Raw genomic sequence first — 23,334 nt, 5'->3', positions numbered from 1 at the left:
TTATTTAATAAAAGAACCTTCGTACGGAATACGGGTTAAAATAGAACGGCCTAGGGTAATTTCGTCAGCGTATTCTAATTCTCCGCCAAAAGCGATACCTCTAGCAATTGTTGTTATAGGAATTTGAAAATCTTTTAGTCTTTTGTGGAGGTAAAAAAGTGTAGTATCACCTTCCATGTTAGCGCTTAACGCTAAAATAATTTCTTTTACCGGTGTTGTAGCCACACGTTGCACCAAACTATCAATAAATAAATCTGACGGGCCAATGCCATCCATTGGAGAAATTAATCCTCCTAAAACGTGGTACACACCAAAAAACTGATTGGTATTTTCTATTGCCATTACATCACGAGTATCTTCTACCACGCAAATAGTTTCTTTTTCGCGTTTTACGGCAGTACAAATACTACAAGTATGGTGATCGGAAATATTATGACAAATATTGCAATGCTTAATTTCTTCTTTTAACCTAATTAAGGTATTGCCAAAGTGAGAAACCTCTTCTTGCTCTTTCCCCAATAAATGTAAAACCAAACGCAATGCAGTTTTTTGACCCACACCCGGTAATTTTGCAAATTCGTTTACTGCATCTTCAAGCAGTTGAGAAGAAAAGTTCATTTTACAAATTTAATTAAAATGGCGTGGATTGATAGACAAGATATGAAATATTACAAAAAGATTTAACCAATCAATATACCTTATAAATTGATGGCCAATTTACATTATCACTTTAATTATTTTCAACCAAGCAATTGATTTAAAATTGTAAATTCTTACATTTAGAGGCTAAATATAAATTATGAGTCCAACTATACTACTGTGTTTCTTAATCGGATATTTTGTCCTGTTAATTATTATCGCGTTCGCTACATCAAGAAAATCTTCTGATAACTCAACTTTTTTTATCGCCAATAGAAACTCTAAATGGTACTTAGTTGCCTTCGGAATGATAGGAACTGCTTTGTCTGGAGTAACTTTTATTTCAGTTCCTGGAGAAGTTGGTGCACCTGCAGGAAATCAATTTCAGTATTTCCAATTTGTATTGGGTAATGCCATTGGTTTTATCATCATAGCTACCGTGTTACTTCCGCTTTATTATAGGATGAAGCTAACCTCTATTTATAGCTACATAGAACAACGTTTAGGATTTTATAGCTATAAAACTGCAGCATCTATCTTTTTAATTAGTCGTACAATTGGTTCTGCATTTAGATTATACTTAGTAGTTATTGTATTACAACGCTTCATTTTTGATGCCTATGGTATTCCTTTCTGGGCTACTGTATTAATTTCTTTAGGCTTAATTTGGTCATATACTTTTAAAGGCGGTTTAAAAACTATTATCATAACGGATACTTTGCAGACCTTTTTCTTGGTATTATCCGTTTTCCTAACCATCTATTTTATTTGCAATAGTTTAGATTTAAGTATTCCTCAAGCATTTGAAACCATTAAAAATAGTGGTTATTCGAAAATATTCTTTTATGAAGATTTCTTAACCAATGGTTTTCATATTAGTAAGGCATTGCTGGGTGGGATTTTTGTAACCATTGCCATGACGGGTTTAGACCAAGATTTAATGCAGAAAAACTTAAGCATGGGCACTATTAAAGAAGCTCAAAAGAACATGTTTACGTTTACAGGTGTATTTGTAGTCTTAAACATTTTCTTTTTAAGTGTGGGTGCTTTATTGTATGTTTTTGCTACTAAAAACGGGATAGAAATTCCATTAGATCACCTAACTGGAAAACCTCGCACAGACTTTTTATTCCCAGAAATTGCTTTAAATCACTTGGCAACAATTCCAGCAATTGTATTTATGTTAGGCTTAACTGCAGCTACTTTTGCAACTACGGATAGTGCATTAACCGCTTTGACAACATCATTCTGTGTAGACTTTTTAGGAATGGATAAAAAGGAGAATGTAAACAATAAAAATGCTGTTAAACAAAGACATTTAGTACATGTTGGTTTTTCATTATTAATGTTTTTTGTCATCGTTTTATTTAATGCTGTGAATGACGAATCTGTTGTGAAAGGAATATTTAAAGTAGCCTCATATACCTACGGCCCACTTTTAGGACTGTACTCATTCGGATTATTTGTTAAAAATCGTGGTGTTCATGATAAATTAGTTCCAATCGTATGTGTGCTTTCTCCAGCAGTATGTTATTTATTAAACGCTTACTCAACTACTTTACTGGGTGGATATGTTTTCAGTGTTGAACTAATATTGGTAAACGGATTGATTACATTTGTAGGCTTATTACTGATCAGTAAGAAAACAGATCAACAAACGAAGTTTTAAATTGTTCACTAGTTCTTTTGTATTGGATGTCTAATCATCACATCTAATGAACCAATGATGCTAATGAACCTATAAACAACAAATAATATATCTAAGAATGACAAGTGAAGAAAAGATAAGAAGTGCTTTTGCAAATAAAGATTGGCAAGAAATAAAAGTAACAGATAGCTGGCAGATTTTTAAAATCATGGCAGAGTTTGTAGATGGTTTTGAAAAATTGGCTAAAATTGGTCCTTGTGTAAGTATTTTTGGTTCTGCTCGTACTGCAGAAACTAATCCATATTATGAAATGGCTGTAGAATGCGGTCGTTTATTAACAGAGCGTGGTTATGGTGTAATTACTGGCGGTGGACCTGGTATAATGGAAGCTGGTAATAAAGGAGCTCACATGAATGGCGGTAAATCTGTAGGTTTAAATATCGATTTGCCATTTGAACAATTTCACAATAAATACATCGATCATAATAAGCTATTAGAGTTTGATTACTTTTTTATTAGAAAGGTAATGTTCATGAAATACTCTCAAGGGTTTATTGTTTTACCTGGCGGGATGGGTACTATGGACGAATTGTTTGAAGCGATAACTTTAATTCAAACTGGTAAAGTTGCTCGTTTCCCTATCGTTTTGGTAGGTTCTTCATATTGGGGTGGTTTAGTAGACTGGATCAAATCTACTATGCTAGAAAAAGAACACAACATACATGCAGAAGATTTGAATTTATTTAGACTAGTAGATACTGCAGAAGATGCAGCAGAACATATCTTTAGATTCTACGATAAGTATGTATTAAAACCGAATTTCTAAAGAAATTGCAATATCTTTAATAAAAAAGAGCCGAAATTATTCGGCTCTTTTTCGTTTTATAACTACTTTATATTTTATTTTAGAAATGACTTACCCCGCCACTTACTACTAACTTCATTGCATCAGCAGCTGTCATTTTTAAGGGTTTTATTTTCTCTTTACTTACAATATAAACTTGTCCTGCAAAGGAATAAGAAAAAGGGAAATACACAACAACATCTCCTGGTAAATTCAATTTTGATAAATCACTTTGTGTTAAAAACCCTATTCTTTTCATCCCACCTTCAACTTCAACCAGTACCGGATTATTAAATTTCTTTTCATCCCCTACAAAAGCTTCTGTTAAATCTTTAATGGATGAAAAAATAAAATTGAGTAAGGGTAACCTATTCAATATTCGCTGAAACCAATTGTACATGGGTTCAGTTACAAAGTTGGTTACAAAAATACCAGCAGTTAAAATGATAAATATAACTAATCCTAAACCTAAACCCGGAATATTTCTATTTGCTCCAGTAATCGGATTTACACCTAGAATATTATTTACATTTAACCAGCTATCTACCGTTGTTACTGCCCAAACTACAATAAAAATGCTTAAGGCAATTGGCACAACAATCAATAATCCTTTAATGAGATAATTTAATATCGCCTTTCCTATCCTATTCATGTTGCAAAGTTACTCATAAAAATATACGCGTTTTACTCTTTGTGAGATATTGGTTAATATTTCATACGGAATAGTATTAACTTGATTCGCCAAATCAACTATAGTTTGTTGATGATTAAATACAATCACTTCATCGCCTGTTTTCACATTTAAACCAGTTATATCGAGCATACACATATCCATACAGATAGAACCTATTGTTGGAACCAATTTTCCATTTATAAGCATTTTTCCTACTCCATTGCCAAAATTTCGATTATAACCATCTGCGTAGCCAATTTTTACGGTAGCAATTTTTCCGCCGTTTGGCAAAACACCTTTACGACTATAACCTACCGTTTCTCCTGGCTTTAATTCCTTAACTTGGGTAACTGTTGTTTTTAAAATAGCTACCGTTTGTAAACCTGCATTATGATCTAACGCGCTATCGAAGCCATATAAGCCAATGCCAATGCGCACCATATCTAATTGCGCATCTGGCCAACGGGTAATGCCAGATGTGTTTAATGCATGTTTTAAAGGTTTATAATCAAATAAATTGGTTATAGCATTGTATAACGACGAAAACTCATCCAATTGATGTGTAGTAAACCCGTCGTGTTGCGCACTGTCACTCGCCACTAAATGTGTAAAAATGGAAACTACTTTAAGTTTAGTCGTGCTTTTCAAAACTTCAAGCAACTCAGCTAAATCTGTTTTTTCAAAGCCAAGCCGATGCATTCCAGTATCCAATTTTAAATGTATTGGAAAATCTACTTCGTATTCGGGTAAAAAATTAAGGAAGCTTTTTAAAACGCTCGTATTGTAAATTTCAGGTTCTAATTTATGTTTAACCATCGCTTCAAAAGCTGATGGTTCTGGACTCATCACCATTATTGGTAAACTAATACCAGCTTTTCGCAGTGCGATTCCTTCATCTGCATATGCTACTGCAAGATAATCTACTTTTTGGTATTGCAACAGATTAGCAATTTCAAAACTTCCACTTCCGTAAGAAAAAGCTTTAACCATAGCCATTACTTTTACGCCAGGTTTTAATTTAGAACGATAAAATTGCAAGTTCGATGCTAATGCATTTAAATTAATTTCTAAAACTGTATCGTGTATTTTTTGAGTAAGTAACTTACTTATTCGGCTGAATTCAAATCGTCGGGCGCCTTTAACTAAAATGGTTTCATTTGCAAAATGGATACCTGGAAGTTGTTCTATAAAGGCTTGTGTACTTTCATAAAATGACGATTCTATTTTAAAAAGATTAGCAAAAGCTGAAATATTTGGGCCAATACCGATTAAGCGATTTAAGTTTTTTTGTTCCAGCAATGCTGAAATTTCTGTATATAATACCTCATTATTCTTTCCTGTTTCATAAATATCAGAAAGAATTAATGTTTTTTTGGGATGCTGATTTTGTAGGTTTAAGAAATCTAAGGCGATGGCTAAGGAAGAAATATCTGCACTATATGAATCGTCTATAATGGAACAATTTTCTATACCGTTTATTAACTGCAAACGCATACTTACTTGCGTTAATTTCTCTAAACGTAGATCTGCTTCTTCGGGTGTATACCCCATAGCGAGTAAAGTTGCCCAGCAAATAATTCCATTTTCTACCGATGCTTTATCACTAAAAGGAATTAAACACTCAATTTCTCTAGCCTGATAAATAGCTCTAATATAATTTTTTCCTTCAATCGGTTCTATAAACGAAACGTGTAAATCTGCAGGTTGAGTTGTACTCCATGAAAACTTTGTTTTTCCAGGTAAATCAGCTGCATTTAATTCAGCAACGTATTCTGGAGCATATACAAAGAGTTCTACATCTTTAAATAGCTTCAGTTTTTCAGTTAATTTCTCTGTTTTATTTTCAAAACCTTCAGCATGTGCTTCGCCTATATTCGTTAAAACGCCAATAGTTGGAGCGATAATGGTTGCCAACGCTTCCATTTCACCTTTTGTTGAAATTCCCGCTTCAAAAATACCTAAAGTATGTTCTGGTTCTATTTGCCAAACGGATAAGGGCACTCCAATTTGTGAGTTGAAACTTTTAGGGCTTCGAATAATATTAAAGTCTGACGCTAATAATTGATATAACCATTCTTTAACTATGGTTTTGCCGTTACTACCCGTGACACCTATTACTTTTAAATCGTTATTTTTTCTCTTGTATGCAGCTAATTCTTGTAAAGCCAGCAATACATCGTTTACTTGCAAAAAATTAGCATCAAAATATTTTTCGGCATAGGCTGAATCAGATATTACAAAATTTCGTATTCCGCTTTCGTAAGCATTACTTATAAATTCATGTCCATCACGTTGCGCTTTTACAGCAAAAAATAATGAACCTTCTGGATCAATTACAGTTCTGCTATCCGTTAACAGCTTTCTAATTATATTTTTAGGCTGAGGTAATATTGCCTTCGCTTTTAATATTTGTGCAATATGTTGGATGGAATTAAATTCTTCGCTCATTATAAAAAGAAAAATGCGTGATTGCTGTTATTTTTTTACGAATTTCAACAATTAATTATGAATACCCATAAAGATAAGCCACTCATTTTAGATAAAAAAACCGCTCTGCTTAAAGCAGAAAGTTGGTGTGCTTATCAAGAACGTTCTCAGCAGGAAGTTCGCAATAAGCTTTATGAATATGGCTTGCATCAAAATGAGGTTGAAGATTTACTATCGGAACTGATTACAACTAACTTTATTAATGAAGAAAGGTTTGCAATGGCATATGTTTCAGGTAAAGTAAACATTAAAAAATGGGGCAAAATAAAAATTAAACAAGGCTTAAAACTTAAAAAGGTACCAGATAAATTGATTTTAAAAGCACTGAATAGTATTGATGGTGACAAATATTTGGCGAATTTACTGGCAACTGCCGAGAAAAAATTAAGAGTTTTACGTGAAAAAGAACCTGTAAAAAGGAAATATAAGCTCATTACGTACCTTCAAAGCAAAGGTTTTGAAAATGATTTAATTTTTGATGTACTGAAAGCCAATAACTTAACTGTGTAGTTAAATTTATTATAAAATATTTCTTGACGGGAATATAAATCTGTTTATATTTGCATTCCCAAACGGAAAGAGGATCTTTAAAAATTCTTCACCTTAAGGGGAAACATCGGATGGTGTTAAAAATGCGAAAGTAGCTCAGTTGGTAGAGCACGACCTTGCCAAGGTCGGGGTCGCGAGTTCGAATCTCGTCTTTCGCTCTAAATGCCTTCCTACCAGGAGGCATTTATTTTAAAGGCTTAATCAGCTTTTAAGCTCGGATGGTGGAACTGGTAGACACGCAGGACTTAAAATCCTGTGCCCTCAACAGGCGTGCGGGTTCGATTCCCGCTCCGAGTACAAACAAAATCGAATTAAAAGCTATCAGAAATGATGGCTTTTTTTGTTTCTTAATTAATTGGCACTTGAGAAGTTTCTATATTTAACTCATGCAAAGAACAATTAAACTCAAAACGTTTTTACCTCATCCGCCAGAAAAGGTATGGTTGGCTTTGACTGATGCAAAAGTACTTGGAAAGTGGTTTATGGAAAATGATATTGAACCAAAACTTTATCATGATTTTACATTTCACATGGCTCCGCAAAAGGGATGGGATGGCATAACCCATTGTCAGATTACAGCACTTGAACTGAACAAACATATTGCTTACACCTATAGAGGTGAGGCCACGGGTGAGAAATCTTTGGCATGTGCTGGCATTCACTCAGATACGGCAAATAAACTGACAAAAGGGATTTTCGCTAAGTTAGATACTGTGTTAAGCTTTACTTTAGAGCCAACTTGTGGTGGAACAATTCTTTTAATGAACCATTCTGGATATAAAGGATTGACACTTGTTATTATAAGCCTTATTATGCAAATGGGTTGGAAAAAGCAGTTGAGAAAGAAATTACCAAAGGTTTTAGAGCAGTTGTAGGGTTAATAGAATCTACTGTTCATGTTGTTTTTCAAAAAATGATAAGTTTTAACATATGATAGTTATGGTTTTTAGGAACAGGATTGCACCCTACATTTGTCGTATTTACCCTTAACGGGTTTTAAAATGTTGCTCTATCTTTATCTTATTAATTTAAAACCTTAAACATGGAAACTGCAAATAAGACAACAATTACTATAGAGAGCGTAGTAAATGCTCCAATAGAACGAGTTTGGGAGTTTTGGGGAAAACCTGAACATATTACACAATGGGCTTTTGCTTCTGATGATTGGCATGCTCCTTATGCTGAGGGCGAGTTGCGTACAAATAGTGCATTTAAAACTACGATGGCGGCTAAGGATGGTAGTTTTAGCTTTGATTTTGAAGGTGTATACACAAATGTGATTGAGCCTAACTTAATTGAATACACCATTGCTGATGGTAGAAAAGTGAGGGTCACTTTTAAAAGTGTGGGCGATACAACTGAAATTATGGAGACTTTTGAACCTGAGGATATGAATTCTTTAGAAATGCAACGTGGGGGCTGGCAAGCAATTTTAGATAGCTTTAAAAAATACGCTGAGGCGAATGTTTAACCACAGACAAAAAGGATTAACACAGATGTTGTGTTAATCCTCTTGATTGTTTTATTTATCGTCGGCGTCTTTTTTCTTTTTCTCTAAAATAACGAATGCACTTCTTTTAGGTGCTGGCATAACGGAATTTTCTCCTTTTACTGATTTCCATACCACTTCGCTTAGTTCTAAATCTGGGACTGAATCTTCTTTGGCGAAATTAAAGAATTCTGATCGTTTGCTGCTTTCGTTTACTGCAACATTGCGGGTATTTAAATCTATTAATGGTCTTTTTACTGTGTATGGAGTAAAATCTGGTGTACTCGTAAAGCATTCGAATAATGGCATTGCGGCAGCATCATATTGGCTCATGGGTGGTAAACCTAAAATTAATTCCATTGTTCTTAAAAAACCAGAGGTTGAGTACATGGTGTGCACTGCTGTATTTCGTTTTACATAAGGGCCAACTACATAAGCTGGAGAACGGTGCGCATCTACGTGATCTGGACCATTTTGGGCATCATCTTCTAAAATAAAAACAACTGATTCTTTCCAAATTGGACTGTGTGATAAATGTTCAAGAATTCGGCCAACCGCCAAATCGTTATCTGCAACGGCAGCTTGTGGTGATATTTTACCTTTTTTCTGTCCGCTAGTATGATCATTTGAGATACGCAAGGTGTTGAATTGAGGAACTGTACCTGCAACTAGTAATGAATCGAAATCGTGCTGCCATGCATCTACCCTAACTTGGTCGGTTATATCCATATCGAAACCTGGAGAATTTGGACACATATGACCTTGAAGTGATTTAATGTTTGCTTTTGCGTAATCGCCAAACTCGCCATAACTGCGATAGGTAACACCTGCTCGTTGGCAATAATCCCAAATAAAACCACCTTTTGGGTAGGTAACTGGTCGGCCACCTTCAAAACTAGTTGAACCACCACGACTGCCATAGCTTGTTGGCCATGTTTTTTCTACAACATCCGTTGCATAGGCTGCCATGCTCCAATTATGTCCATCTGCACTTACTTCTGCATCTACATAAAAATTATCGAGCAGTACGTAATTTTCGGCAAAGGCATGTTGGTTTGGTGTTATTTTTTTTCCAAAAAGCACTAGAGAGGTATCTCCATTACCTTGCGGGAGGTCACCTAGTACTTGATCGTAGGTACGGTTTTCTTTAATGATATAAAACACATGTTTAATAGGTGATTTTTCTCCTTGTTTTCTTGGGATTGGATTTCCCTTTTCACCATCGGCCTCGATTGTTTTTTTATCGTTAAATGGTGTATTGGCGTAAACTTGTTTAGTATATGCTTTTAATTGCTCTGGTTTTGGGGCATCAATAAAAGATAGCGTTCCTTTAAATAAACCTGCAATATATTGTAATCTGTTATTTGCAGTGCTGCCCATTTGATAGCCACTATTATCTGCTTTAGAAATTGGTTGTGGGCCTTGTGGATTAGCTAAAGAGGTGTTTCCTTTTCCATTGGTTACTATTATTTTGGAACCCAAGGTTTTTACACTTGTTGGGTACCATCCTACTGGGATAAAACCTTGGCTTTTACTTTCACCTGGTTCTGAAACATCGAATACGGCTAAGCAATTATTATCTGCGTTGGCGATGTATAAGGTTTTTTCGTTGGAACTTAATGCTAATCCGTTGGTAGTAGAACCTGTTAATTGTGTTGCATACAATGTAGTTGCAATGGTTTCTATTACTTTGTTGGTAGTGGTATTAATTACAGAGACGGTGTTATCGTTGGCATTTGCCACAAATAAATAGTTGCTGTTTTTGTTTAATAAGAGTTCGTTGGGATGATCGCCAACTGGGATTCTTTGGGTAATTGTTCCTGAATTTGTATTAATTACAGCAACGGAACGACCTCCCCATAGAGAAATATATAGTTTACTTTCATCGGCAGAAAGCACACAACTGTAAGCTATTGCAGGCAATTGTATTCTCTTTTGTATTTCTTTTTTTGCAGGGTCAATGATGTAAAGACTGCTATCTTCTTTGGTTACCGTATATAGTTTAGTATTACTTTTATTAACTGCAATGCCGGCCGGACTTATTTTGCCTTTTGGCCAAATTGGGCCTAATTTAATGGTATCGCTTTTTGCTAGTTTATTGTTTTTTATTTGGAAATCTAGGATCCAGTTATCGTTTCCGCCAGACGCGTAAAGGTGTTGCTCATCTTTACTGAAAGCTAGACCGTACCAAGATTTGGTGAGTACGCGTTCATCGAGAATTTTTTCTGTTTTAGGGTCAATTAATTGAAGTGTTTGTGTGCTTTGTCCGTTATTAGTAACTGCCAAATATTTACCCGACGAACTTAATTGCATGTTTAGGGGCAAATCTCCTAATTGTAATGAACGACCGGCCGGGCTTAATTTCCAACCGTTTGGTAATAAAATTTGATTGGTTTCTGCTACTTTGCCGGGCCATTGTGCAAAAGTATGATTTGCTACTAAAGCTAGGATAAAGAGTATGATTGATGATTTTTTCATGTTAAAATTTAATGGGTGGACTTATTTATTACGAAAATTGAAGTTAACCAAAGCACGAATGGTATAACCATTTCCTGATGATAAAGAGGTTATTTCACGTATTGCTTCTGATGGGATAATTTGACTTCTGGTAGCGTAAAATACTGGACCTCCAGCTACTGAAAAAGATAGTTTTGAATGTGTTGGAGACAAATTAATAGATGGTCCTATCATTAGTTTTGCTCCCCCTTCTGCTTCATCTTTATCCCAAAACCCTTCTAAATCTTGTCCAATAGCTTCGAAACCTATGTATAACGCTGGCGCAATGCGATGTTGAAAACCAAGACTGGTAATAAAATCTAATTCATCTCTGCTGTTATCAAATGCTTTTTCGAAACGAAGGTTTCCAGCTAAACGCCAATTGGTTTTATCGTAAGATGCGGTAAATCTACTTATCGCAGATTTTACATTAGACCAATCGCGGCTAAGGCCTAAACCTGCTCCAAATCTAAATCCTGTAAGTTTTTTACCTCCAATTAAATCGCGAATTACTTCTACTTGTTGTGCTGAGGTAACACCTCCACCGTGAGCAAAGCCAATTGCTGCCGTACCATATAATGTAAATCTACTGCCTAAATACCCTTTAACGCCAAACTGTTGTCCTAAACCATTGTAACCAAATTGGCCTTGAGTTTTTTCACCATAACTACCAGAGTAATGTAAATTCCATCGTGGGTTTTCATCCGTTAGGGTATTTATAGAAAACAAAAAAGGCTGTGCTGAAATTGTACTTTGCAAATTTGTTTCGGGCAAGGTTTGGGGCTTTTGAGCCATTACGCTACCTGCGATTAAAAAAAGTGCAGCGGGTAATAAAAACTTTTTCATGTTAACGGAATTGCTGTCGATTTAAAATTTAGTTGAGTTTAATGTTGGGTTTTGGCTAGCGTTTACTTGATAGGTACTGATTTTATTGTTTTCATCTACTTCTACTATTCTATAACCACGATATGTTGTGCCCCAGTTTCCACCAATGTGTGAATCGAAGAAATGTGGTAATTTATCGGTGTAAAAAACAGAATCGAGACTGTGATCGTGGCCATGGAATACTGCTTTTACGTTTGGATAGCTATGCAACAATTTAATGGTATCGGGGCATTCTACAAATGGGCTTTCGGGTACCCAAAAGTGTGGCGGAATATGTAAAACCACAAATACGGTTTGCAGGGTGTTAAACTTATCGAGCTCTTGTTTTAAAAAATCTTTATTGGGGCATAGATAAGCTCCTTTTGTATTTGAAGTGTTGGCTAATACAAATCCCACTCCATTTTTTTCGAATGAGAAATTATCTTCATAACCAAAAACGGTTTTCCAAATTGAAGCATCTGCATGATCGTGGTTACCAGGAAGAGCGTAAAACGGAACTTTTAATTTATCATAATGCTCTCTTTTAACTTCTGCTAATAAGTCTGGTCTATCGTGAACTAAATCGCCATTAATAATTACAAAGTTAAGCGGGTTTTGATCGTGTGCTTCATTTAGCCAACGCACTATGTTTTCGTGATCTTTTTTATAGTTTGTATTTGGCTGACCATAATGCCCATCTGATGCGATAGCGAACCGTAATTTAGGTTTTTGGTTTGATTTTGTGAGTGTATTATGACTAGCGTCCGCCAACGCGGTAACTACAGGAGAAAGGCTAGCAAGTGCCAAACTGGCTACACTGCTTTTAATAAAAAAACGTCTGTTTGCCATCTGAAGGATGATTTAAGTGTTTTATAAAGAAAGCTAATATTAGGGTTATAGCTTTTAATTAAAACAATTTTTATGTTATGATTAAGTTAATTATACTTAAAGATAACGCTAAAAAACAGAAATTTCGACATCATGCTATTTACAACCAACCGTTTAAAATACCCTTTTTAATCATTTCGCTTGAAGAGGTACATTTTAATTTTTCTAACATGTTTCTTCGGTGGGTATTTATGGTATGCTGACTAAGAAATAGTTCGCTAGCTATTTGTTTACTGCTTAATCCATTGGCTATGAGCCTTAGCACTCTCTTTTCTGCTTTGGATATTAATTCTTCATCATTAAGAGGTAAATTGATAGCTACATTGATATCGATTCTTTTGATGTTTTGAATATCAGAACTATCTATAATGTAATGCAGTACATTTTTATCTGTTTTTATTAGGCTAATGTCTGTGATAATGTTTAAGAAATAAATGGGCTCCATATCATCGTTAAATAAGACAGGAATGCTTTGATTCATGCATTGAAATCTTCTGCCGTCTTTTCTTTTTAACTCAAATGTATAATTTACTTTAATATACTTTCGGTCTTCTGCTGGTCTACTAAAAAGATACTCGAAATATTTTACTCCGCCCTTGGTGATTTTTAAAAGTTCCCAAATTGAGTGGGTTTTTAAAGTACTATAATATCCTTTTCCTTCAAAATCTGAAGGTTGATAGCCTGTTAGACTTTCTACACCACCGCCTACTTTAACAATAGTATGGTTAACGCTATCGGCTAATACATAAAAAAAATTATCAATACAATGATATAGTTTTAAGTGTTCATCTAAATCGAAGGTTGTTTTAGCTAAGATGGTAGATTTTTTACCAATTACTCGATTCGTAAAGTATGTAAATTGATGCCAGTATGTTAATAATTCTTTGTATTGCTTTATTTCCATGCTTTATATCTTCCGCTTTTTATAGGCTTATCTTAAGGATAAATCTAAGATAAATTCGGCAGAAAAAAGACAGGCTTTAACCTTATTGTTTGTGGTTAAAGCCTGCAACTTATTTTATCTCTTGTACATTATCTGCTAAATTTCCATCCAGTAAATATGCATAAGGATCTAGCGCAACAGTTTTTGGTTTATGATCTGTTACGATGTTGAGTTTGGTTTCTAATTGATTAAAACGATATTTTTTTAGGTAGAAAGGTTTGGTATTTCTATCCCACTCTGTTTCTGGTTTGCTAAAAAAAGCGAGATCTACATCCATATCTGGTGCGAGCAACTTATCTTTTCCTTGCTTATTTTCACCAATATTTACCTGTAAATTGACACTAAACTTTCCGTTAACTAGTGCTTTGCAGGATAAAACTTTGATCTTCATCTGATAATTTACCACTTGATTAAAGCTATTGTCTATAAATTTCTTTTGATTTGCTGGCGCAAGCTGAGCTAGCGCTCCGATTAAATCTTGCGTTTTTGCTCGTTGATTTGGATTTGCATGCTTTGCTATTAAATTACTTAACGTTTCGTTAACTGCTTTCTCCCCTAAAATTTCTTTTGTGGCATACATCACTAAGCCACCTTTTTGATAATGTACTTGATTTTGCCCCATTGTTTGTGCTAACGGAGCTTCTTTTTCATTAGGGTTATGGTATACGAAATAAATATTATTATCGTCTCTTAAATAGTTGCTGAGATACATTTTGCCATACTTCTTTTCTAAAAGGATAGCTTCTGTGTATTTGGCCAGCGATTCTGTAAGCATGGCATAACCTTTACCGTATGCCGGACTTAATATATTTGCCCACCATTGATGTGCTACTTCATGTGCAGTAATGGCATAACTTTGATCCACTTTATTTTTATCGCTAAAATTGGTTAGGAAATTTAATCTTTCTGCATTAAAAATAAGTCCAGGATAGGCAGTTGCAGCTCCTTTATATTGAGGGATTTCGGCAAGAGTAAATTGCTTTAATGGATAAGGACTGAAATTTGCATTTCCATAATCTAACGCATCTTTTATTGCATTAAACATGTTTTTCACATTGTATTCGTGTCCTAATTGATAATACACACTTAACGTTACCCCTTTATATTGCTCTTTTTTAACTTGATAGTTTGCCGAACTCAATGCAAACATGAAATTAATGGGTCTTGTTGTTTTATAGTTAAAATATCGACGATTATTAGCAAGCCATGATTTTTGCAAAGTACCCACCGTAACAACATGCTGGTCTGGTACAGTAGAAATAGTAGTTTCTAAATCTATTAAATGATACATGCTGTCGTAAGAATTTGAAATAGTATAAGGCAGTAATCCTGCATTTTTTCTTAATCTGTTATCGTCTATTTCTATACTTTCATTGTACCCAAACTGAGGAACAAATTTTTCTAGTTCAATGTAACTACCATTTGAGACTACTGTGTTTTCCGAATCAAAGGGAACAAAACCAGACCGTATCACTTCTAACGAAAAGTCCATTGTCAATTCTGCATTAGGTTGTAATGGTGTTTTTAAGTCTATAAACTGCTGATTAAATTCTGCATCTACTTCATACTTCGTAGCATTTGGCACAGAGATTTGGAAATGATTTACAGCTTGCCTTAAATAAACCAACAGTTTAGTAATTGGCTGCTTAGTTTCATTTTTTAAACGATATCTTCCCTTTACAGTATACTTACTTTGATCTGTAAATAAATCTACTTGTGTTTTAATTGCTTTTATAGTTGGCTGAGGAAGTTTAGCAAACCGTTTATACTTTTTCTCGTAGTTAATATTCCAGTTTAACTGTGCTTGTTTATTTTTATATTTTCCGACTACGTTGGTTTGATGATAGATAAATGCACCACAAGAAATCCAAATTAGTGTTGCAGTTAACACAATAAATTTTGCTTTCCAAAGAGATTTTGGAATTGATTTTAAACATTCTAAAAACGTCAATTGAATACTGCTTTGCCACATGCCAATAGTTAAAACTGAAAGAATACCTGCAAAGCCAAGCCAATATAACATGTACCAATTAAATGCTTTGGCATAATGTCCAAAACCGTTAAAGTAAGAGAATTCAAGGTCGGGTACGTTTGCAAATCTTAACAGAAAATGTTCTATGCCTAATCTTGATGCAAAGACAATCGCAAACACAACTACCATGCTTAGCATCATTCCTAAATATTTATTAGCCGTTAAATTTTGAATGAAAACAATAAGGATAATAAACAGGAACAACGGAAATGCGCTGTAATAATATAGAGAAAGATACTTAGGTAATTCGATATTGAAATAGCCATTAAATACTTGCAAAGAAATACCAATTGCAATATTCGTTGTGACTAAAACTATAACCAAAACACCAAGTGTTAAACATTTTGCTGCCCATAAAACTGAATTTTTAACGGGTGTGCTATAGATTAAGGATTGGATATTTGTTGTTCTTTCTCTGGCAATCAATTCAGCCGCATAAAAAATAAGTAACACTAGGCTAAATTTCATCGATCTCATTTCTTCTATTATGGCACCAGTTGTTGGATAAAACTTCATTCCGTAAGGCCCATACAGAATGGAGTCTTTTAATTCTACTGAGAATATAAATATCCATAACAAGAGCATCACCATAAAAGGGATATGCTTAAATAAGGAAACCACTTCTAATTTAAACTGCGATTTGAAAGTGGAAAAGTTATACTTAAATCCGACAGGAAAAACAGTAAAATGCCTAAACAGAATTAGTTTAACTTGTTTCTGGGTTTTATCTTTTGGTTTGGACTGAGTTTGGCTTTGTAACCTGAAATTAAAAAACCGATAACTTATAGTAATAACTACTGCACTAACTGATAACCAAAGTAAACGGTTAGCTAAAAACACCTCTTTGACTGGAAATAACAGTTGATTTCGTTGTACATCAGACCAACTACGTGTTTCGCTAAAGAAAGAAGCTAAACCAAATGGGTCTATTAAAAAAGGCAATACAGCTGGAGTTCCAGCTCTTGGTGCTGATGTTGCCAATAATGGAGAATTCCCCAAAATAGAAGCTGCCATGTATAAAATGTACAATAATACACCTGCTGCATAAATTGCTCGAACGTTTTTACTTAAAATGGCCGTGCAAAAAATTAAACTAGTTGCAAACAGCACATTTGGAAAACCAAATACAAAAAGTGGATGTAGATAATTAAAAATATTAGATGCACCTAGGCTTTCAGTAGCTACAAAAAAACCGCCTATATAAATCCCTAAAACAGTTAGTACAAGTAAGAAAAAAACGGCAATTAATAAACCTGAAAACCTAACCAGAAAATAAGGGAAACGTTTAACAGAAGTTGTAAATAATACAGATTCCATTTTATAAATATTGTCTCTTAATACTACGTTTGCACTAAATAATGTGCCTGCAAATATGGAAAACAAAGAAAACAGCGCTACAATATTGGTAATTACATACGGCGAGTTTTTGTGCACTTCGCTCCCACCAAAACCACCCTGAACGGCAGAAAAACAACCTAATACAAAAAACAAAAGTGCTGCTATGATAAAAGAGATCTGACTAAAATGATATTTCAGCTCAAATTTAAACATGGACTTTAACATGCTGCTTCCTCCTTAGTTTGAACGCCAAATAAAGCAGCAAAATAAACTTCTTCCAATCCAGGATAAAACGGTTCGAAACCTACGCTTGGACAATTATCTGCAAGCACATACAATTGTATTTTGCCTGCAATTATTCGTGTAGAAATTACATTGTATGCTGCTGTATATTCGCTTAAGGTTGATTTTTCTATTTCTTTATGCCAAACTTGACCCATTAATTTTGAAGTTAAATCTGCTGGTTTACCTTTTAAAATGAGTTTACCATTTGCTAAAACCGCCATTTCTGGACAAAGGTCATTTACATCCTCAACAATGTGTGTTGAAAGCATCACTACCTTTTGCTCACCAATTTCGTTCAACAAATCATGAAAACGGTTACGCTCTAATGGATCTAAACCAGCCGTTGGTTCATCAACAATAATTAATTGGGGATTACCCAACAAAGCTTGTGCAATACCAAATCGTTGACGCATCCCACCAGAAAAAGTACTTACAGAACGTTTTCTTAATTCATAAAGATTAGTTTGTTGCAACAAAGCCATTACTTGCTCTTTTCGCTCACTTTTATTTTGCAATCCTTTTAAAATCGCAATGTGATTCAGTAATTCGATAGCCGATATTTTAGGGTAAACTCCAAAATCTTGTGGTAAATAACCAAGCTGCGTACGCATTTGTTGAGGATTTTCAAGTACATCATTTCCATCAAAAAATATTTTCCCAGCATCGGGTAATTGCAAAGTTGCCAAGGTGCGCATTAACGATGATTTACCTGCTCCGTTAGGTCCAAGCAACCCAAACATCCCGTTAGAGATAGTTAATGACACATTATCTAGTGCTTTTACACCATTCGAATAGCTTTTGCTAAGGTTTTGTATAGTAAGTCTTGCCATGTTATTTTAAATAAGATGGTTGCAAATTAGCAGACAAACTTGCACTAAATAAATATATGTGATGAACGAAACCAAAATGATGATAAACGTTATTAACAGGAGTTAAACTTGTTCAATTCTTATAAAAAATCCTTTCGTCATGAATAAACTACCTTTCATCACTTAAATTTTATCCGTTAATATATTTGTCGTTCTTTTATTATTTTAACACCATGAATAAATCCTTTAGCTTATCTAATTTCCTACTTAAACATGCAGAGTTTTTGGCTTTTGTTGGTTTATGGCTATGGATAGGAATTTTTCAGGTTCAAGAAAAAAATGCTGAAAGCTGGAAACCATTTTTAATGGTTTTAGTCGTGCTTTTCCCAACTCAATTACCTGGGTTTATTTTTTCGTGGTATAAATCAACTCTCCTAACCAATTTTACTCGTAAACAGTTTTTAGCCTATTGGACGGGTTGTTTTTTTATTTGCTTACCCATTCTTACAGATGCTTGCGTTTTATTATTTCCAAATTATGATTCTTCGCTTTTTGTAGGTGCTGCCCTAGCAAGTGTATCCTTAGAATTGATTTTAGTTGCCAATTATTATTACTTAAAAAAGGTACAACACATTAAATGGATTAAGAAAATAGGTCTGGAAAATGCAGTTCTCCTTAGTATTATTTTATTGTCTATCGTTATTTCTGCCATGGCGGTATCAAGTATTGGCAACCCTGCATTCGATACCAAAGGGCAATTGTTAATTGGTTTTGTGTTTACACCAGCAAAGCTGATTACTCATTTCTGGACCTTTTTAAGTTTTACGCTTCAATTTTTATTCATGTATTTATGTGGCTATGCTTTCTTTTTATTGAATAGCAGATTATTAGTTTCGAAAATATTAAAGCAAAAAGGATTGATTTTATACATTTTAAGCGCTTTAGCCAGCATAGCCATTTTATATCCAATAGTTGGGCAGTTACTAATTTTATTACCCATCAATCAGGTTTTTGGTAGAGATATTTTTTCACTCAATCCCTTTTTATTAGAAAATGGTTTTGGCGCAATGGCGATAATTGCATTGAGTTTACCTATTGTATTAGCAATCCAGTGGGGTGCCCAAAACACACATATACTCTCTTTACAAAAAGAAAAATCACAAACAGAATTAGATTTATTGAAGCAGCAATTAAACCCACATTTCTTTTTCAACACCTTAAACAATTTGTACGCATTGAGTTTGCAGAAATCTGAGAAAACCCCAGAAAGCATTTTACGACTATCAGAATTAATGCGCTATACCATTTACAAAGGGCAAGAAGAAAAAGTAACAATTATTCAGGAACTCAATTATTTAGAGGATTATATAGCGTTACAACAAATTCGCCTAAAAAAACCTTTACAGTTAAACTTCGAAAAACATATATCCAATGATAATTTACAAATTGCTCCATTATTGCTCATTGTTTTGCTAGAAAACGCGTTTAAACATGGTATTGAACCTGCAGAAGAAACTGCTTTTTTGAACTTATCATTAAGCTGTACAGATAAAGAACTCAAATTCAGTTGTGAAAATTCTATCGAACTAGATAAAGCTGATAAAAACTCAGGCATTGGACTTAATAATTTGAAAAAACGATTAGAATTACTGTATCCAAATGCTTACTCATTGGAAATCACTTCGAATAATGCTACTTTTAAAGCAGACCTACACTTAAAATTATCATGAGTTTACGCTGTTTAATTATAGATGATGAACCCTTAGCTCATGAGGTAATTTTAGAATACAGTAAGGATATTCCATTTTTGGAGATTTGCGGACAATGTTATAGAGCAACCGAAGCCTTTGAATTTTTAAGCAGCACCGAAATCGATTTGATATTTCTAGACATTAGAATGCCCAAATTAAATGGCTTAGACTTTCTAAGAACATTACAACATAAACCTTTAGTAATTATCACTTCGGCGTATGAAGAATATGCGCTAGAAAGTTTCGATTTGGCGGTGTGCGATTATCTCTTAAAACCATTTCGATTTGAGCGGTTTTTAAAAGCAGTTAATCGAGCATTAGAAAGCTATAACTTAAAAAATCAAGTTAGTAAACCTACCATCCCTTTACAGTCTGTTGCTAACGATGATGAACAGATTTCTATCAAATCAGATAAAAAACATGTATTACTTAAGCTAAGTGATATTTATTACTTAGAAAGTTTAGGCAATTATGTAAAAGTGTGGGGCGATTTGAATTTTTTACTCACACCAAGAACGTTGAGCAGTTTTGAAGAACAATTACCTGATGAATCTTTCATCCGCATTCACAAATCTTTCATCCTGAATAAGAAATTTGTTCATTACATGGAAGGAAACACCATTTTTTTAAAGAACAACCAACAAATCCCTATCGGAAAAAACTATCGACCAGTAATTAAGCAACTGCTTGATATAGAAGATTAATTAGTCTTTAACCATCCTGTAATACTCATTCTTGGTTGATGAGTTACTAAAACTTCGTGTGCTAATTCGTTGCTTTTAAAAAAGACAGATTTGCCATTAACGGGCGATATATTTTGCAAGTCGTTTAAATGATGAATACATAATTCTCCACCATCACTTTGTTGCCAATCTGCATTTAAATACATTACCATAGAATAGGCTCTACTCCCATTTTGCTGAAATTGGTCGATGTGTTTTTTGTAAAAACTTCCTTTTTCGTATAAAGTATAATGAAATTCGTAACCCGTTATACCAGTGTAGCACGTTCTATTTAAATAAACGACAAAATCATCCATCAAATCGAAAAAATCATTTTCATATTTATTATTGTGCTTACGATCTAGCCAATAAATCACATCACTTCTCACCAATTTATTATGAACAGTGATAGTTTCGTTTCCAATACCAGCAGAAACCATCGAGTTTTCGTTGTATAAACCAATTAAATTACTTTTCAAATGAGCAGCAAGCGTTACACTTAAAAAATCGTTGGCTATGCCTACTTTACTTTCAATAAAACTATCGATTAGGGTATCAAAGATTTTTTCCAATAAAATGGATTTATTTGGCAAATCGCCGATGGGTAAGGTAGTCTTAATAAATGGATAAGTAGGATATAAAAAAATTGTTCATAGTATGGAAAAACCAGAGCTATATAATTGGCAACTTTTTGATACCGAGGATCAATTCATATGCAGTTCGACCCATTTTTTAATAAGAGTGGTGCGATCTTTTAAATATTTTGGCCCAAAGAAAATGTTAGACCAATCATCGAAATTTTCATATTGGAAACCTAGGTAAAAGATCCAAAATGCAAATCCAAAGTATGGAATGGCCGCTAGCTCTTCATCACTTAAAGACCTAACTTTTCTATAATTCGTTACAAAAACAGCAAATGCTTTATCCGCTTTTTCTTGGGTCATTTTCCCATAATAAACTTCCAAAAAATAGTGGATATAAAATGAAGCTATATCATTAATTAAATGACCTTTTCCAGCAAAGTCAAAATCAAAGAAAGTTAAATGCCCAGTCTCGTCGAAGTGAAAGTTTTTGGGCAAAAAATCATATTGGCAATATCCATAGCTAAATCTTGATAAATTCAGTTCACTAATCTTTTCTGCAACTTGATTAACTGCTTGAGTTAAAAAAATATATTCATCTTTTAAATCTTCAAAAGCAGGTTTAAAGATTGCTAATGGATTTAAAAGCATGGTATCAATTGAGTATTCTTTTCTTGAACTTCTAAGCTCAATTATAGAGGAAATGTTATGGATTTTCGCCATTTCTTTACCTACGGTCGCCAATTGTTCCTCATTCATATCTGAAACAACAGTACCTAAAGCATAACTAAACATTACTCCCTGTCTAACACCTTCAGCTGCATTAAAAGACTGAATATATTTGCCTTCTGCATCTTTAATGGGATGGGCTACACTTGCTTTTCCTTCGAAAAGTAAATTCAATAATTCTACTTCTCCTTTAATTTCTGCTAGCTTGCGATGATTATCTCTATACACCTTAAAAACATAATTAATCGTTTCGGTTTCCAAAAGATAGGTATCACTTACATTGTGAATAAGTAAACGACAAGTGACATTTTTAAGGTCATATTTTATTGTTAAAAACTCTGCAAGCGCTTTTGAAGAAAGAGTTGAATATTGGGCGGGGAAAACATCCATGGATCAAATATAATTAAAGAATAACTCCATAAACAAAAAGCCCTAATCTTTTGATCAGGGCTTGATGTAAAAATCAAATGAAAAATTCTTATTTCCAACCGCCACCTAAGGCACGGTATAAATTAACTACAGCTTGTAGCTTTTGCAATTTATCACTTACACCACTTAATTGAGCCGCTAATAAACTTTGTTCAGAAGTTAAAACATCTGTATAATTTGTGGCAGAACTGTAACGCAATAATTCTTGTGTAAAATCAACTGCCTTAGTTAAAGAAGCAATTTGTTTCGCTCTAGTTGTTTCCTTTTCTGTTGCGGTTTCATACGCATATAAAGCATTAGAAACCTCTTGACCACTCGTTAAAAGTGTTTGCTGAAATGTATAAAAGGCTTGTTGTTGTTGCGCCTGTGCAGTTGTTAAACGAACTTTATTTTGTCCTTTTGCAAATATTGGTTGGGTTAAACCTCCAACCAAATTATAAAACACAGAATTGTTAAAGAAGTCCTTCAATTGCAAACTAGATAAACCACCACTCGCTGTTAACGTTAAAGCAGGATAAAAATAAGTCTTAGCTACGTTTGTATTTTCAAAGGCAGCCCTAAAACTAAATTCCGCAGCTTGCACATCTGGACGGTTTTGCAACAATTGAGCAGAAACTCCAGTTTCTAAATTGCTATAAGCAGATTGACTGTCTAAATCAGAACGAAGAATACTTCCTGGTGCTCTAGCCAATAAAATGTTTAAGGCATTTTCGGTTTCCCTAATGCTTCTTTTTAAATCTGGTATCGTAACTTCTGCAGCGTATAAATTGGCTTCGCTTTGCACAACTGCAGCTCCATTAACCTTAGCTCCTTCTTTCAATGCTTTCATGGTTGCTACATTATTAGTTCTGCTTTTTATAGTTTGCAACGTAATAGCTAACTGTTTATCTAAAGCCAATAAATTGTAATACGTATTCGCAATATTTGCAATTAACTGCGTTTGAACTGCTCTTTTTGCAGCATCAGTTTGTAATAAAGTTGCATAAGCAGAACGTTTTGCGCTGCTTAATTTACCCCAAATATCAGCTTCCCAACTTGTACTCAATTGCGCTCTATACGTTTGTGTTTCAAGATTGATGTTTACTCCAGCAGGAAAATTTAATGCGGCTTTGGATTGCTTTGCATCCGTTACAGAAAC

The 23,334-nt window shown here is 34.2% G+C and carries 19 protein-coding genes and 2 tRNA genes; 9 read left to right on the top strand and 12 right to left on the bottom strand.

All coding sequences use genetic code 11. The features are described 5' to 3' along the window. Positions 1-618, bottom strand: coding sequence for a recombination mediator RecR (recR, locus tag WC622_RS01265; protein ID WP_372816504.1), 618 nt, complete (start codon positions 616-618; stop codon positions 1-3). 181 nt (positions 619-799) lie between these two features. Between recR and WC622_RS01260 the strand changes: the two genes are divergently transcribed. Both WC622_RS01260 and WC622_RS01255 read left to right on the top strand, forming a co-directional pair. Then, positions 800-2,308, top strand: a complete 1,509-nt coding sequence (locus WC622_RS01260; protein WP_372816502.1) for a sodium:solute symporter — start codon at positions 800-802, stop codon at positions 2,306-2,308. 97 nt (positions 2,309-2,405) lie between these two features. Next, positions 2,406-3,113 (top strand): TIGR00730 family Rossman fold protein, encoded by a 708-nt coding sequence (locus tag WC622_RS01255; protein WP_372816501.1) that lies wholly within the window; start codon positions 2,406-2,408, stop codon positions 3,111-3,113. Between the two features lie 79 nt (positions 3,114-3,192). Here the strand turns inward: WC622_RS01255 and WC622_RS01250 are convergent, their stop codons facing one another. Further along, a complete protein-coding gene (locus WC622_RS01250) occupies positions 3,193-3,783 on the bottom strand; it encodes a DUF502 domain-containing protein (RefSeq protein ID WP_372816499.1) in 591 nt (196 codons plus the stop codon). Positions 3,784-3,792: 9 nt separating this feature from the next. Next, a complete protein-coding gene (locus WC622_RS01245; protein WP_372816497.1) occupies positions 3,793-6,252 on the bottom strand; it encodes a bifunctional UDP-N-acetylmuramoyl-tripeptide:D-alanyl-D-alanine ligase/alanine racemase in 2,460 nt (819 codons plus the stop codon). A gap of 57 nt (positions 6,253-6,309) precedes the next feature. Between WC622_RS01245 and WC622_RS01240 the strand changes: the two genes are divergently transcribed. The 5 genes from WC622_RS01240 (at position 6,310) to WC622_RS01220 (ending at position 8,311) form a co-directional block, all read left to right on the top strand. Further along, positions 6,310-6,801, top strand: a complete 492-nt coding sequence (locus WC622_RS01240) for a regulatory protein RecX (protein ID WP_372816495.1) — start codon at positions 6,310-6,312, stop codon at positions 6,799-6,801. A 124-nt stretch (positions 6,802-6,925) separates the two neighbouring features. Beyond that, a tRNA-Gly gene (locus tag WC622_RS01235) sits at positions 6,926-6,998 on the top strand. A 54-nt stretch (positions 6,999-7,052) separates the two neighbouring features. Then, a tRNA-Leu gene (locus tag WC622_RS01230) sits at positions 7,053-7,137 on the top strand. 89 nt (positions 7,138-7,226) lie between these two features. Further along, the gene (locus WC622_RS01225) at positions 7,227-7,715 is read left to right on the top strand and encodes an SRPBCC domain-containing protein (protein WP_372816493.1); all 489 of its coding nucleotides are present in this window, start codon (positions 7,227-7,229) and stop codon (positions 7,713-7,715) included. Positions 7,716-7,882: 167 nt separating this feature from the next. Further along, positions 7,883-8,311 (top strand): SRPBCC domain-containing protein, encoded by a 429-nt coding sequence (locus WC622_RS01220; protein ID WP_372816491.1) that lies wholly within the window; start codon positions 7,883-7,885, stop codon positions 8,309-8,311. 51 nt (positions 8,312-8,362) lie between these two features. Here WC622_RS01220 and WC622_RS01215 read toward each other — a convergent pair whose 3' ends face one another. The 6 genes from WC622_RS01215 to WC622_RS01190 form a co-directional block, all read right to left on the bottom strand. Next, positions 8,363-10,807, bottom strand: coding sequence for a bifunctional YncE family protein/alkaline phosphatase family protein (locus tag WC622_RS01215; protein WP_372816489.1), 2,445 nt, complete (start codon positions 10,805-10,807; stop codon positions 8,363-8,365). A gap of 21 nt (positions 10,808-10,828) precedes the next feature. Next, positions 10,829-11,671 carry a hypothetical protein gene (locus tag WC622_RS01210; protein ID WP_372816487.1) on the bottom strand — a complete coding sequence of 281 codons (843 nt, stop codon included), beginning with the start codon at positions 11,669-11,671 and terminating at the stop codon, positions 10,829-10,831. Between the two features lie 21 nt (positions 11,672-11,692). Then, the gene (locus WC622_RS01205; RefSeq protein ID WP_372816485.1) at positions 11,693-12,538 is read right to left on the bottom strand and encodes a metallophosphoesterase; all 846 of its coding nucleotides are present in this window, start codon (positions 12,536-12,538) and stop codon (positions 11,693-11,695) included. Positions 12,539-12,677: 139 nt separating this feature from the next. Continuing rightward, on the bottom strand, positions 12,678-13,481 hold the full coding sequence (locus WC622_RS01200; RefSeq protein WP_372816483.1) for a LuxR C-terminal-related transcriptional regulator: 804 nt from the start codon (positions 13,479-13,481) through the stop codon (positions 12,678-12,680). A gap of 109 nt (positions 13,482-13,590) precedes the next feature. Then, positions 13,591-17,103, bottom strand: a complete 3,513-nt coding sequence (locus tag WC622_RS01195; protein WP_372816481.1) for a M1 family aminopeptidase — start codon at positions 17,101-17,103, stop codon at positions 13,591-13,593. A gap of 5 nt (positions 17,104-17,108) precedes the next feature. Further along, on the bottom strand, positions 17,109-18,005 hold the full coding sequence (locus tag WC622_RS01190) for an ABC transporter ATP-binding protein (protein ID WP_372816479.1): 897 nt from the start codon (positions 18,003-18,005) through the stop codon (positions 17,109-17,111). A gap of 212 nt (positions 18,006-18,217) precedes the next feature. Here WC622_RS01190 and WC622_RS01185 point away from each other — a divergent pair, with 212 nt between their 5' ends. After that, positions 18,218-19,714 carry a sensor histidine kinase gene (locus tag WC622_RS01185; protein WP_372816477.1) on the top strand — a complete coding sequence of 499 codons (1,497 nt, stop codon included), beginning with the start codon at positions 18,218-18,220 and terminating at the stop codon, positions 19,712-19,714. Then, positions 19,711-20,439 (top strand): LytR/AlgR family response regulator transcription factor, encoded by a 729-nt coding sequence (locus tag WC622_RS01180; RefSeq protein WP_372816475.1) that lies wholly within the window; start codon positions 19,711-19,713, stop codon positions 20,437-20,439. Before WC622_RS01185 ends, WC622_RS01180 begins: the two co-directional genes overlap by 4 nt. On the opposite strand, the gene WC622_RS01175 is transcribed toward WC622_RS01180, so the two are convergent. The 3 genes from WC622_RS01175 to WC622_RS01165 all read right to left on the bottom strand — a co-directional run. Further along, positions 20,436-21,029, bottom strand: a complete 594-nt coding sequence (locus WC622_RS01175; protein ID WP_372816473.1) for a 2OG-Fe(II) oxygenase — start codon at positions 21,027-21,029, stop codon at positions 20,436-20,438. The genes WC622_RS01180 and WC622_RS01175 overlap by 4 nt on opposite strands. Positions 21,030-21,161: 132 nt before the next feature. Then, positions 21,162-22,157: a phosphotransferase enzyme family protein gene (locus tag WC622_RS01170; RefSeq protein ID WP_372816471.1), complete on the bottom strand. Its 996-nt coding sequence runs from the start codon at positions 22,155-22,157 to the stop codon at positions 21,162-21,164. 88 nt (positions 22,158-22,245) lie between these two features. Beyond that, the coding region (locus WC622_RS01165) for a TolC family protein (RefSeq protein WP_372816469.1) at positions 22,246-23,334 on the bottom strand (1,089 nt) is incomplete at its 5' end.

It is taken from the genome of Pedobacter sp. (assembly GCF_041662865.1).
Classification (GTDB): domain Bacteria; phylum Bacteroidota; class Bacteroidia; order Sphingobacteriales; family Sphingobacteriaceae; genus Pedobacter.
This window is presented reverse-complemented; position numbering and strand designations above follow the sequence as displayed.